Annotated in this window: 11 protein-coding genes; 7 read left to right on the top strand and 4 right to left on the bottom strand. The window is 62.5% G+C overall.

What is annotated here, in order from left to right:
• Positions 1 to 169: 169 nt before the first annotated feature.
• The 3 genes from AWC19_RS18860 to AWC19_RS30100 are packed head-to-tail and all read right to left on the bottom strand — an operon-like array spanning position 170 to position 2,756.
• Positions 170 to 1,399, bottom strand: coding sequence for a CaiB/BaiF CoA transferase family protein (locus AWC19_RS18860; protein WP_245849130.1), 1,230 nt, complete (start codon positions 1,397 to 1,399; stop codon positions 170 to 172).
• A complete protein-coding gene (locus tag AWC19_RS18855; RefSeq protein ID WP_245849128.1) occupies positions 1,396 to 2,490 on the bottom strand; it encodes an NtaA/DmoA family FMN-dependent monooxygenase in 1,095 nt (364 codons plus the stop codon). Before AWC19_RS18855 ends, AWC19_RS18860 begins: the two co-directional genes overlap by 4 nt.
• Positions 2,491 to 2,513: 23 nt before the next feature.
• A complete protein-coding gene (locus tag AWC19_RS30100; protein ID WP_211284951.1) occupies positions 2,514 to 2,756 on the bottom strand; it encodes a hypothetical protein in 243 nt (80 codons plus the stop codon).
• A 182-nt stretch (positions 2,757 to 2,938) separates the two neighbouring features.
• Between AWC19_RS30100 and AWC19_RS18850 the strand changes: the two genes are divergently transcribed.
• The 7 genes from AWC19_RS18850 (at position 2,939) to AWC19_RS29305 (ending at position 11,944) form a co-directional block, all read left to right on the top strand.
• Complete coding sequence (locus AWC19_RS18850; RefSeq protein WP_085079523.1) at positions 2,939 to 4,162, top strand: amidohydrolase family protein; 1,224 nt, start codon at positions 2,939 to 2,941, stop codon at positions 4,160 to 4,162.
• 53 nt (positions 4,163 to 4,215) lie between these two features.
• On the top strand, positions 4,216 to 4,668 hold the full coding sequence (locus AWC19_RS18845) for a hypothetical protein (protein ID WP_085079522.1): 453 nt from the start codon (positions 4,216 to 4,218) through the stop codon (positions 4,666 to 4,668).
• A gap of 261 nt (positions 4,669 to 4,929) precedes the next feature.
• Complete coding sequence (locus AWC19_RS18840) at positions 4,930 to 6,138, top strand: cytochrome P450 (RefSeq protein WP_142281294.1); 1,209 nt, start codon at positions 4,930 to 4,932, stop codon at positions 6,136 to 6,138.
• Between the two features lie 164 nt (positions 6,139 to 6,302).
• Positions 6,303 to 7,226: an HpcH/HpaI aldolase/citrate lyase family protein gene (locus AWC19_RS18835; RefSeq protein WP_264072544.1), complete on the top strand. Its 924-nt coding sequence runs from the start codon at positions 6,303 to 6,305 to the stop codon at positions 7,224 to 7,226.
• Between the two features lie 161 nt (positions 7,227 to 7,387).
• The gene (locus AWC19_RS18830; RefSeq protein WP_085079519.1) at positions 7,388 to 9,340 is read left to right on the top strand and encodes an AMP-binding protein; all 1,953 of its coding nucleotides are present in this window, start codon (positions 7,388 to 7,390) and stop codon (positions 9,338 to 9,340) included.
• 278 nt (positions 9,341 to 9,618) lie between these two features.
• Entirely contained in the window at positions 9,619 to 10,782 is a 1,164-nt protein-coding gene (locus tag AWC19_RS18825; RefSeq protein ID WP_142281293.1) for a thiolase family protein, read from the top strand.
• A gap of 667 nt (positions 10,783 to 11,449) precedes the next feature.
• Positions 11,450 to 11,944 (top strand): cupin domain-containing protein, encoded by a 495-nt coding sequence (locus AWC19_RS29305; RefSeq protein ID WP_142281292.1) that lies wholly within the window; start codon positions 11,450 to 11,452, stop codon positions 11,942 to 11,944.
• Positions 11,945 to 12,206: 262 nt separating this feature from the next.
• On the opposite strand, the gene AWC19_RS18820 is transcribed toward AWC19_RS29305, so the two are convergent.
• Entirely contained in the window at positions 12,207 to 12,908 is a 702-nt protein-coding gene (locus AWC19_RS18820; protein ID WP_085079517.1) for a TetR/AcrR family transcriptional regulator, read from the bottom strand.
• Positions 12,909 to 12,997 lie beyond the last annotated feature (89 nt).

The following is a 12,997-nucleotide window of genomic DNA, read 5'->3' as shown; positions in this document are numbered from 1 at the left end:
CCTTCGGCGGGTGTTGCGTGCGTGCCTAGATAACTGTGCGATTCCCTCTACTGAATTGACGGTATGGCGTGTGCACAGCGGACTATGCGGCTGGCCTCATTGGGTTGAGACGGGCGGGCGTGCTTTGGGTGGCAACCCGGCGATTTGTCCAGTAGGCAGCGTTGCTTCGTCAGATGACGCCAGCGTCACGGAGCCGACCGAGCTCGGCGTCGTCGAGTCCGAGGCGCTCGCGCAGTACGGCCTCGGTGTCAGCCCCTAGCCGTGGTCCGAGGTGGCGGATCATGCCAGGAGTCTCACTCAGGTGCGTCGGCGTATTGTGTACCAGCACTTCGCCGAGCTCGTCGTCAGGGATCTTCACGAACATCCCGCGCGCGACCGCCTGCGGATCGGCGATCAGCATGTCGACCGAATAGACGGGTGCGGCGGCTACCTCATGTTCCTCGAAGGTCTTCATAACCTCTTCGAGCGTTCGCGCGCCGATCCACTCGGCAAAGGCCGCGTCGATCTCGTCTGCTCTCGCCAGCCTGCCCTGTGCAGAGGCCATTACCGGGTCTTCGAGCCAATCGGCCCGGCCGATCGCTCGCATGCCACGCTCAGCGATCGAGGGAGAGCTGCCCGACATTGCGACCCAGTGGTCGTCTGACGTGCGATAGGCATTGCGCGGCACGGTTATGTTCCAACGGTTTCCGGTTCGGCGCTGGATGATGCCGAGCTGGTCGTAATCGGTGGCCGCTTGCTCGAGCATCCGGCTCAGCGGCTCAAGCAGGCTGACGTCGATGAGTTGACCGCGGCCGCCGTTGCGACCCCGGTGGTGCAACGCCGTGAGGCAGGCGATCGTTCCCTGCATTGCCGCGACCGAGTCCGCCAGGGGGATGGCGGGAAGCGTTGGTGGTCCGTCGGCCTCGCCAGTGATGTAGGCGAACCCGCTCATCGCCTCCACCAGGGTTCCGAAGCCTGGGCGCTGTGCGTAGGGCCCGGTCAAGCCAAACGCTGTCACGTGAACGACGATCAATGCGGGGTTGATCTTAGCCAGCTCCTCGTAGGGCAGGCCCCACTTCTCCATCCGACCGGGTCGGAAGTTCAGCAGCAGCACATCGACGTGCTCGATCAGCCGTCTGAACAGCTGCTGCCCCTCCTCTTGGTGGAGGTCGACAGTGACCGAGCGCTTGTTGCGGGCGGCACTCTTCCATGCCAGGCCGACTCCGTCGCGCTGAAACCCCCAGCCGCGCAGCGGGTCTCCCCTACGAGGCTGCTCGAGCTTGATGACCTCAGCGCCGAACTCGCCCAGGTATGTGGCGATCCATGGCGCGGCGCCCAGCGTAGCCGCATCGAGAATCACAATATCTTGCAGAGCCCCGGTGCGCTCCGCGCCTGTGTTCGGTACGCCTGCTGCACTCACAGGGAATCCGCGGCGGCCAACGTTAACCGTTCAGGCATTGGGAGACCGAGGTTTTCGCGCAGGGTCGTTCCGCGGTAGTCGGCGTCCACCAGCCCGCGACGCCGCAGAATCGGCGTTACCAGGCGACCGAAGTCCTCGTATGCACCCGGCACAGTAGCGGCGGTCACGACGAATCCGTCGCAGCAGACGTTGTGCCACTCCTCCATTTCGTCCGCCACCTGGTCCGGCGTCCCGATGAAACAAGGGAGCTCGTCGAGCGTGCCCCGGCCGGAGAAGCGAACGAAGTCATCGGCGGTCGGGTTGGACTTGCCACTCAGGCGGATAACCGCATCGCGGTAGCCGTGCCATGACATGGCCGCCAGTTCGTCATCTGCAAAAGGTAGATCCCCGGGCCGTCCCGAGAAGTCGATGTTGAGGATCTCACCAAGCAGGGCTTGGGCGTCCTCGGGGCGGGCAAGCCCACGGATGATTTCGGCCTTGTGGTGCACCAGCTCCTCCGTCTCCCCCGTGACCACGGTGACCGCCGGCGCGATTGTCACTAGGTCTGGATCCCTGCCGGCCGATTCGACGGCTGCCCGCAGGGCACGATATTGGTCGGCGCCGGCCTGCTTGTTCTTGTACAGCGCAAAGACGATGTCAGCCCCGGCGCCAGCGAATTGCATGCCCCGTCCGCTGGCTCCCGCCTGCAGAAGTACCGGGTGTCCCTGCGGCGACTGTGGCACCGTGAATGTCCCTCGCACCCGGAAGTACTTTCCGTCGAAGTCCGTCGTATGCACTTTGGAGGGGTCGGCGAACATGCCGTCGGGCTTATCGACGATCAGCGCGTCGCGGTCCCATGCCGTCCACAGGTCGCGCACGATCTCCACGAACTCGTCGGCGCGGTCATAGCGCTCGTCGTGGGCGACATGGACTGAGCGCCCGAAGTTTGCAGCCTCCGAGTCGTTGAGCGAAGTGACGATGTTCCAGGCGATTCGACCGCCGCTCATGAGGTCGAGAGTCTGGAAATGACGAGCGACGTGGAACGGCTCGTAGTACGTGGTGGAGTAGGTCGCCCCGAGACCCAAGTGTGTCGTGGCCATCGCCATGGCCATAAGCACGACGGTAGGATCCATCTTCACGGATCGGACGCCGTGGGCACGGCGAGCTCAGGACTGCCGCCCCACACCTCAGGCATCGCCAGCCGGTCGTCGAAGAACGCGAGATCGAATCGGGCAGCCTCGAGGGCCCGCGCGATTCGCTGGTAGTAGGCGGCCGACGTGAAGTCAACCGCCGACGCGGGGTGGCGCCAGGACCCGGGGTAGTTCGAGCAGTTCTGCGCCTGCAAGAAGGCGATCATTTTCATCTTGCGATCGGCCACCACGGGTCCCTCCGTCGATTTACGCGCGCCGTTTGCGCAGCCTCAGAATATGAACCTTGACATCGAATGCGTAACGAAGGTTAACCGACTTTGCCCCCTTGACACAAGGGATCTATGCTGCGCGAATAGCGTGCGCACGCCACTACTTGACCTGCTTGGTGAGGCGCTGTTAACATGACTTCATGAGCTATGGCAACGATCAAGCGGCAGATAGTTCCTGGGTCATCGTCGACACCGACTCGCACATCACCGAACCGCCCGATGTGTGGACTGCGCGTGTTCCCAAGAAGTACGTCGACGTGGTCCCGCGCGTCGGTATCCACCCGAAGACCGGTCGCCGGCATTGGCGTGTTGGCGATGTTTGGTATTGGCCGGTGGCCGGTGCCGGCACAAGCCAGGCAGGCTGGAAGGAGTTCCTTCCCTCCAGCCCATGGGAATACGACGAGGTGGATCCGGCGGTGTATCGGGCTGAGGACCGGCTGCGCCGGCTCGACGAGTACGGGATCGAGATCCAGCTCATCTATCCCAACATTATTGGCTTCGTCTCGGGCGCACTGCTTCCGCTCGGCAAAGAAGTGGCGACGCTTTGCGTACAGGCATGGAACGACTTTGTCTGGGAGTGGTGCTCAGCCGATCGCCGGCGCCTGGTCTCGATGGCGGCACTACCTTTCTGGGACATCGATGCGTCGTTGACCGAAATGGAGAGGTGCGTAAACCTGGGCTTCAAGGGCGTCCTTTTCGCGAACAAGTTCGAGAAAATTGGTATGCCGTCGTTCGTTTCTGAGCACTGGGACCGGGTTTACGCCGCAGCGCAGGACTTCGAGGTACCAATCAACTACCACCTCGGATTCGATAGTCAAGAGGAGCGGTTGGCCGAGGACGGAGGGCAGCGATCCGCCGTCAGGGACGGAACGCAGGAGGCGCGCGAATACGTCGTCAAGGGCATCGACGCCTTCATGACGCAGCCCGGGGTACTCGGTCGCCTACTAACCAGCGGCATCTGCGAACGCTTCCCTAACCTCAAGTTCGTCAGCGTCGAGACCGGCTTCGGGCAGTTCCCGTTCTATCTTGAAATGCTCGACTGGTACTGGAAGCAGTACAACGGGAGCAAGATCTTGCCGCTGCTGCCCAGCGAGTACTTCCGCCGCCAGTGCTTTGCCACCTATTGGTTCGAGCGGTCAACTCTAGATCACCTGCCGCTGTACCCGGACAACTTCATGTTCTCCACCGACTTCCCTCACGGGACGAGCCTGTCGCCCGGGCCTTGTGGCGGAACCACCCTGACGCCCGCCGAGTACGCTGCAGCCGGCCACAGCGTGTTGGACCCCGCCACCCGCACCAAAGCGCTCTCGGGCAACGCCGCCGCTATATACAAGCTCGACCTGACGGCTCCGGTTCGGAGTTAGATACCACCTGCGCGAGAACGACACTGCCGGAACCAGATCGGTCGGGAGCTGTCATGACGGATCACGATGTCGTTGGGCAAAGGCACGTCCGCGTTGCCCTGATCAATGGCGACAATCTGTGGATCGACTCAACGCGTCAGTTCATCCGCGTGCGCGGCGGCGACTTACGGCAGGTCGCGCAGAATGCGGCTTCGGCGCACGAGGACCACCCCGGCTTGGACGTCCTCGTCGATATCGACGTGCTGATCGACACCAGCTCCGCGCGCGCACGCCATCGAATGACCGTCGAGCACGTCATTGCGCGGGTCGACACAATCACCTACGTCGGCACACCCACGGGACTGGTGGGACTGGTTGCCGACATCCATGCCCTCGGGATGTGCGACGGGGCGGTGCTGCGCCCACTGTTGCCAGGGGTCATCGATCTGATCCGTGAGCGAGTCATGCCCGAACTGAGCGCTATTCGTCGCGATCGACCACTGTCGGACCAAATGTGGCCGGCATGAATGTGGCGTCGGACGCTCACCAGCGGGCCTTGCGGCGTCATTTCGGCCGCGGCTGGCACGGTTCACGGATGATCGTGCGTTTACATGGTTCCTCTGGCGCCAGAGCACTCGTATTGCGTTGTAAACAAGGATAAAGAGGGAGCTATCGAAGCACTGCTCTTCAAATGTAAACCGTCGTTGACTCACATTCTGGCGATTGATACTGTCGATGGCGATGTCTTCCCATGGAGGTAAGTGCGGAATGTTGGGTGGTGGGTGGTCTTGAGCGCGACCGATATCGCAGAGCTTGAGGAGCATTTCGACCATACCGCCGAGGACTATGCCGTCGATGTGCTCGAGCGTTACCGCGCGCTGCGGTCCCGCTGCCCCGTGGCGCATTCGGACCGCCATGGCGGGTTCTGGGTGATCAGCAAGTACGACACCATCATCAAGATCCTGCGCCAGCCCGACATCTTCATATCAGGTGAGGGCATCATGATCCCACCGCTGCCGTTTCCCGTTCGCGGGATCCCGACCGAGTCCGACGGTGCGCTGCACACCGACTACCGGGCCGTGTTCATGCCCTACTTGACCCCCGGGGCTGTGGCCGGTTACGAGCCAGTCGTGCGCCAACGAACCACAGCGCTGCTGGACACCTTTATCGAGGATGGCCGTGCCGACTTCGTGGCGCAGTTCGCCAAGCGGTTACCCGGACAAGTAGTTGCCGGGTTCTTTGGGTTCGACCCTGAGGACGGCGAACGCTGTTATGAATGGAGCGCAACCATTCTAGCTCCGGGAGAAGGGGATTCAGCGGCGGTTGCGGACGCGGCCCAGCAGCTGGCCGTCTTCATTTCTGACGCACTCTCACGGGCCCGCGCCAACCCCAGCGATGACTTGATCTCGGCGATCGTTACGCACAAGAACCCCGAGGGTAAACATTTCTCGGAGGAGGAGTGCGTCGGCCTGCTCTTCACTGCCATCGGAGGGGCGCTGGAGACCACGGTCAGCGGATTGTCCTCCACATTGATGCTTGTCGACCGCTTCCCTAATGTGCGGGCTGAGCTGATCGCAGATCTCTCGTTGGCCGGCCGCGCGGTCGAAGAAGTGCTGCGGATGGAGTCTCCGGTCCATAGCCCATCACGCACCGTGGCCCGCGACGTCGTGGTCGATGGTGTCCAACTCCGCAAAGGTGATCGTGTGCTGTTGCTATTCGGGGCCGGGAACTACGACGATGAGAAATTCGCAGATCCAGAGGAATTCAGCCTCCACCGCGCCCACAACCCCCACCTTACGTTCGGGCACGGCGTCCACCGCTGCGTCGGCGCACCATTGGCCCAGTTGGAGATGCGCATAGCCCTCGAAGAGGTCATCCGGCGCATCCCGGACTTCCGCGTTTGCGCCAAGACCGGACCGTCGGTGCACGCCGGTGGCACTTGGGGCCTGAGTTCGCTCGAGATCGAATTCACACCGGGCCCCAAGCTCGGCGCGTAGGTGCAACATCTTAGGAGGCCCGTATCCGCACCACCGGTGCTCCCGGGTCGCGAAGCTGAACAGGGGGCGCAGCGAGATATCTGTCGACTTTCGACCCAGTCGAGCTTCTCAGCGCTAACGGAGAGGATCCCGTGTCTACTCAGCGCTCCGAGGCGGTCAACCAAATGAGCGGACGACTGCGGCGCTCAGTGCTAGCCACCCCAGCGAGCAATCCCAGAATGATCGGGCGCGCACTGGCGAGCGCCGCCGACGGGGTGTTCTTGGATCTCGAGGACGCGGTCGCTCCCGACGAGAAGGACTCCGCCCGCGAACGGTGTATTGAAGCGTTACGAAATCCCGAGTGGGGCGCCAAAGCACGCTCGGTCCGCATCAACCAAATCGGCTCCCCACACAGTATCGACGACATTCTGGAGATCGTCGGCCGCTGCGGGAGCAACCTCGATTCCTTGATCATTCCCAAAATCCAACGAACACAAGATCTTACGTACATAGACACGCTCCTGACAGAGCTCGAGCGCAAATGGAGGCTAGCGCCGGGGCGGATTCGGCTCGAAGTTCTCATCGAGGATGCGGTCGCGCTGTCACGGATCGAAGACATCGCTCAATGCTGTGCCCGTCTCGACGCGATGGTCCTCGGTTATGGAGACCTCTCGGCAAGTCTGCGCACGCGTGAAGCGGTAATGGCGTCCTCGCCAATTCCGGACATGTGGCACTACGCACGCGCACGGTTCGTCACCGCCTGCCGAGCTTCGGGGATCCAGCCGATCGATGGCGCGCACCCGGACTTCCGCGATTTGACAGCCGTTCTCCGCGATGCGCGATGGTCAGCGGCGATGGGAATGGCCGGAAAGTGGGTCATCCACCCCGCCCAGATCGACGTCGTAAACCGCGTCTTTACGCCTAGTCCTGCCGAGGTCGACCACGCGAGACGCGCGCTAGCCGCGCTGAAAGCAGCCATACGCGCCGGCCGTGGATCGGCGGAATTCGAGGGGTCGATGATCGACGCCGCATCGGTCCGAACGTATCAAGACCTCATCGACTTCGCGGACGCCACGACCCGATCTGACGCCGTTGCAGCGACTCCGTGACCAACCGACGCTTCTCGCGTCTCGATGTTCCACAAGAAAGCACGTGCGCCGCCTCGCTGCCCCTGCGGTCCAACCGAATTGGTTGCGGCGGGCCGGCAGGGGCCTGCTCTTGCAAAGGGTGTTAACATTCGTTTACTTGAAGCCACCGAAATGAGGACGGGATGGTCGATCAGCTGACTCCTGAGTTTGTCCACGACCGTTGGCGGCCGGATCCGGGTCGTATCGGCACGTATCAGGTCAGCAGATTCATGACATCGGCGGGCTTGGACAGCTATACCGAGTTAGTACAACGGGCCGCCGCCGAACCGGAGTGGTTTTACCCAGCGGCGATGGAATTCCTTGATCTGCAATGGATGCGACCGTGGACACGACTCGTCGACGACTCCCGGGGCCCAGAATTCACCCAATGGTTCCCTGATGGCGGGACCAATGTGGCCTGGTTGGCGACTCGGCGACTCAGCCCCGATGCATGCGCTGTGGCATGGGAGGGCGACGACGGCCAGACGCGGTCGATCAGCACTCTCCAACTCGACACGATGATCGCGCGGGCGGCTGCGGGTTTACGGTCGCTAGGAGTCGGGCGCGGCGACGTCGTCACCATGTACTTGCCTATGATCCCCGAAGCCGTTGTCGCGATCCTTGCCGTTGCCCGAATCGGTGCACTCATCGCGCCCGCGTTTAGTGGGTACGGCGTCGAAGCGCTGTCTGAACGCATTGAGCTTGCACGGGCTTCGGCAGTGATCACCGCTGACGGATTTTTGCGGCGCGGAGCGACGGTACCGATGTTGGGGGTGGCTGTTGAAGCAGTGCGCCGCGTCTCACATAACCCCCACATCATCGTCGTACCTCGGTTGAATGCCGATAGGTCGGTGCCGGGGACGCTGACCTGGTCCGAACTACTCGACCGGGGCGTCGACGGCTCCCCCGAGACATTCGACTCCGCCCACCCCTTCTGCCTGGCATTCACCTCCGGATCAAGCGGCCCACCGAAAGGCGTCTTGCACACCCACGGTGGAATGCCGTACGGCGCCGCAATCGACCTTGCCTTCACCATGGATCTCTCTCCAGGCGACCGGCTGTGCTGGCCCAGCGACATGGGATGGCTGGTGGGCCCGCTCACCTCGGTCGTCACCCTGGCCCTGGGAGCGACGCTGGTGCTCTTCGAAGGTGTGATGGATTACCCTGGGCCCGACCGGCTTTGGCAACTTGTCGAACGGTACCAGCTGACGCACCTCGGCATCGCACCAACCTCGGCGCGTATCCTTGCGTTGGCGGGAGACCAGTGGGTGGATCGATACTCGTTGGACTCGCTGCGAATCCTTCCCTCCACGGGTGAACCGTGGACCATACCCGCCTGGCGGTGGCTTCATCGGCACGTCGGACGTGGGCGGGCCGCGATCATCAACTGGTCGGGCGGAACCGAGATTGGCGGCGGCATTCTAGGCGGAAGCCCCATCGTCGAGACCGCCGAAGGGCGTTTTGCCGGACCAGTACCGGGCATGTCGGCCGACGTTGTTGACGACGAAGGCGCGTCTATCACTGACGAAATCGGCGAGTTAGTGCTGAATCGCACCACGCCCTCGATGACCAACAACCTCTGGCACGACAGTGACCGATACTTGAAGACGTATTGGTCGCGGTTTCCCGGTCGGTGGCAGCAGGGCGACCAGGCAATCCGCCACAACGATGGCAGCTGGGAGCTGCCGGGGAGATCTGACGACGTCATCAAAGTGGCGGGCAAGCGCGTCGGTCCGGCAGAACTTGAGGCACTGGCACTCGGCGTGCCCGGTGTAGCGCTCGCCGGCGCCGTCGGACTGCCACATCACCGCAAGGGTCTGGTGCCAGTCATCGCAATCACGTTGAGCGACACCGCCGGGGCGCCTACCGACGTCGCCGCGGCGGTGTCCGCCGCGGTCGAACGTGCGATGGGAAAGCCGATGCGCCCCGAAGCGGTCGTGGTGGTGGACGAGCTGCCGGTGACTCGTTCCAACAAGGTTCATCGACGGGCGCTGCGCTGCTGGCTGGCCGACACCGACGCCGGTGACCTCGCGGCATTGGCCAATCCCCAGTGCCAAAACGCGGTGCGTGAAGCTGGACGCGCCTGCATGTCCTAGGTCTACCAAACTGTGGCCCACAACTGCCGCGGTATGCCTCGGAAGTTGGTGAGCTGTAACGAGCGCACCGAACTGGGGGCACCCCCAGGCCTTTAGCCACACTACATGGGCTGCGAGTTAATTGGCCTCACGAGCGGATCCAATCAACCGCATTGCTCAGCCCTAGTAAACCAATGTTAACATTGGGATACTAGGAGTGCTGCCGCATCGGTTGCGAGCTGGCGCGGCGGACCCGGTCATCCCATACATGGAGGTGGGCCACAATAAAGGTTGTATTGGTGGAGGCGGTGCGATCGCCGATGTGCCTACCGACGGCCGGCGGCCTGTCCGCGATGAGCCCGATGGATTTAGTACGCCAGATCGTTGATGCACTGCTTCAGCGAGCTGGAGTCCACGCCAGTGACATCGACCGACTGCTGGTGGAATGCGACACCGAGACGGGCGGTCAGCCATACGTCGCTGGCCAACCCCGCCAGCCCGGCGACCCTGTGCAGGTTCACATTCCCGCTATTACGATCGGTCAGCGGTGTGGTACGGGCCAGCAGATCCTGCATCTCGCGGCGCAGGAGGTTGCCCAGGGACGATACGGCAGCGTTGTGGTCGCGGGAGCCGGCTCGATGTACGGGTCGAGCCCAACAGGCGATCACTCCGAAACTTCCGCGACGCCAGCCCCTTTCGATAAATCCGCTGGCGTACATCCGCGCGTGCTGGCTGCTGAGTTGCTGGCTGCAAAATGGGGTATTCGGCGCGAACACCTCGACGCGTACACGGTGCGGTCCCACCAGCGGGCATCCGAGGTTGCCGCCGCGGGCGAGTTTGAGCCCGAGATCGTGCCGATCACCGTCGCAAGCGACGGCCTCCTACGACAGGTCTTGCACGACGAGGCTATTGACATTGACTTGACGACCGCACGACTCCGCACACTTGGCCCAACGGTTCTCGATCCCGTGGTAGCCCGCCAGCACCCAGAGATCTCCTGCTCCATCACCGTGGGCAACTCAGCCCGACGGGTTGCGGGGGCGTCGGCGCTACTGCTGATGAACGAACATCACGCTGCCCGCCTCGGGGTGCGGCCACGGGCGTATTTCTGCGGATTCTCCGTCGCGCGCCCAGATCCTGCACTGCCGCTGGCGGCGCCATTGCAGGCAACGAAGCAGATCCTGGCGGACAGACAGATGTCTGTTGGGCAACTGGACCACGTCGAGGTGGATGAAGAGTTCGCTTGTGTACCTTTGGCTTGGACAGCGGAATTCCCCGTCAGCCCAGACCTTTTTAACCCGCGCGGCGGTGCGTTGGCGCTCGGCATCCCGCGTGCGTGCGGCGGTCTGCGGCAGATCACGACGATGCTGAACGCGCTGGAGGCGACCGGAGGACGGTTCGGCTTACAGACCATGAGCGCAGATGCCGGCGGTGCATATGCTTGCCTCATCGAGTGCCGCTGACGCGAACCGGTTAAAGGCCAACTGCTTGTGCCTCTTAAGTCAAGGCGTTTGCACCCCGTCGGGCCGAATGTTGCGACCGCTCGCCGCCTGCCTTTCATCCAAGCGGCAGTTTGGCAATACCGGCCTGATGTCAATCGTTGTTGTCCAGCCAACCGTATGGCCTGCCGACTGATGAGACTCGGCCGCCGGATGGGTGCTGCACTTTTGTGTTGATCCAGGCTATGGGTGCAGAATGGTGTCGCTTTCGCCGGGCCGTCGAGCCCGATTACCTGCGGTCGGCCCAACGCTAAGGAACATGATCGAGCCGAGTCGGCCGCGCGAATCGCCCCGATGCGCACCGCTATGCGCCTCAGCCGCACAGTGAACATCTTCCCCGGTTGTAGCCACTACGCGACCCGGTTGTACTTGCCGCCTTCACTGTCGGCGGCCAGTTCACCGGCTTCTGCCAGAGGGTTTGGCGATCGGAGGAGCCAATGACGAAATAGGCTCGCCGCCCAAAGCCACGGTGCTCGCCGAGCCCTAGAACCTAATCTCTTGGGCGGGCGTCGATTTGACAGCGTGCTTGTGGATGACACCCCATACCAAGAATTAGAATCGACTAGTACACTCTGGTACTTAACCAGCATTAACCTCCAGCAACGCATCTCGCTACGAAGGGCAACCTCTCATGAAGATCTGGCACGTCAACGACGACGACTACTGGGGCATCATCCCAAGGGATTTGGACTGGGCTGCGGCCGTGGCAGCAGCCGGTGAGCAGCAAGGACTGAAGACAACGATGCATCTCATCGGAGATCCCACCGATGAACGAAGCCCCGTTGCTGCCGTCGTTGCGTACCCGCCCAACTACGTCCTGCCACGGCATTCGCATGACAGTGACCGGCTCGAACTCGTCATTAGAGGATCAGTTGAAGTTGACGGACAGTGGCTTGGGCCCGGTGACATCTGGAGCTCGCCCGCCAACCAGTTCTATGGACCACACAATGTCGGCGAGCAGGGCTGCACCACATTGGAATTGATGTCTGCCTCGGGAGGCCGACGGTTGAGTTTCGACGCCGGCGACAAGTCGATCAACGTGGATTTCGGCGACCCCGCCTCACTGGCGGCAGCGGCGGATATCCTTCAGCCCACATTCGGAAGCAACCACGCCCCGGCGCGCTAAAGCCAAACCGATGTAAGCGACGATGTCAAGAGATCGCTCTTCTTCGCCCGCAATAGCATCAGCGCGCCAAGCGATTGTGGTCAAACTCCGCGCCATGCTCTGGCCCAGCGGGCATCCGTGGGTGGATCCGACGTTGGCTGCCTGTCCGGGTTCCGATGCTTCGGATTGTTCGGATCGTCTGTGCGCGCAACCCGGTGCCGCGAGGGCCGTCACCGGCCTTTAGCGACTTTGCGGGTGGCTGCCGTCAGCCGCTTCTGGGGAATTACTCCTTGCGCCCGGACCGCCCTGACCGAGAGACCGCCGATCGTGCATTTTTGCTAGGAGCGGTCCTGCGCGGTGGTTGCTTGCGTGCAGGCTGGTCTGCGGTTGCGGGATGCGTTTCGACCGGGTCAGCGAACAGGGCGGCCCGGACCATGGCAGCGATGTGAGCCCGCACATCGCCGATGTCGTCAAGATCTTCCTCGAGCGCAAGGTAGCCCATGAAGACATGCACGGCATAGATTGCGCGCCGAAGGATGGTCGTCGGCACAGATGGCCGCAGCGCCGCCATGACACGCAACCAGTCGGCCCAATAAATCTCCTCCATGGCCGCCAGCTTCCGCAGGGCAGTTTTGGAGATTTTGTCTTGTTCGTTGCGGCGCACCACAAATGCATAGCGATCGGGACCGAACGCGAAGTCGAGCCGCACTTCGATCAGCTGATCCAACCACTTGCTGGCTTCAGCCTCGGAGAGAGCAATGCCTTGAATTGACTTCAGCAGCCGCTGCATGCCCTCAACGATCAGGGCATCAAGGATGGCCTGCTTATTGGCAAAGTGTCGGTATAGGGCCGGACCCGTAATCCCGGCAGCCTCCCCAATTTCGTCGACACCTGTGCCGGCGAAACCCTGCCGGGAAAACATCTGGCCCGCGATGCCCAACAGCTGCTGGCGCCGCGGCAGCTGTGATTCGTCGCTCTTATCCACTATTTCTCCACCAGCCACTCACAATGACATCGTCTCACATTCCGAGGTAAGCATGGCCAAACCCGGATCCCACACGCCGAGCTTGGCGA

The organism is Mycobacterium palustre (assembly GCF_002101785.1).
GTDB lineage: Bacteria > Actinomycetota > Actinomycetes > Mycobacteriales > Mycobacteriaceae > Mycobacterium > Mycobacterium palustre.
This window is presented reverse-complemented; position numbering and strand designations above follow the sequence as displayed.

Excerpts from the sequence above, each read along its gene's own strand:
- AWC19_RS18855 (WP_245849128.1), bottom strand. The coding sequence starts at position 2,490 with ATGGCCATGGCGATGGCCACGACACACTTGGGTCTCGGGGCGACCTAC.
- AWC19_RS18850 (WP_085079523.1), top strand. The coding sequence starts at position 2,939 with ATGAGCTATGGCAACGATCAAGCGGCAGATAGTTCCTGGGTCATCGTC.
- AWC19_RS18845 (WP_085079522.1), top strand. The coding sequence starts at position 4,216 with ATGACGGATCACGATGTCGTTGGGCAAAGGCACGTCCGCGTTGCCCTG.
- AWC19_RS18835 (WP_264072544.1), top strand. The coding sequence starts at position 6,303 with ATGAGCGGACGACTGCGGCGCTCAGTGCTAGCCACCCCAGCGAGCAAT.
- AWC19_RS18830 (WP_085079519.1), top strand. The coding sequence starts at position 7,388 with ATGGTCGATCAGCTGACTCCTGAGTTTGTCCACGACCGTTGGCGGCCG.
- AWC19_RS29305 (WP_142281292.1), top strand. The coding sequence starts at position 11,450 with ATGAAGATCTGGCACGTCAACGACGACGACTACTGGGGCATCATCCCA.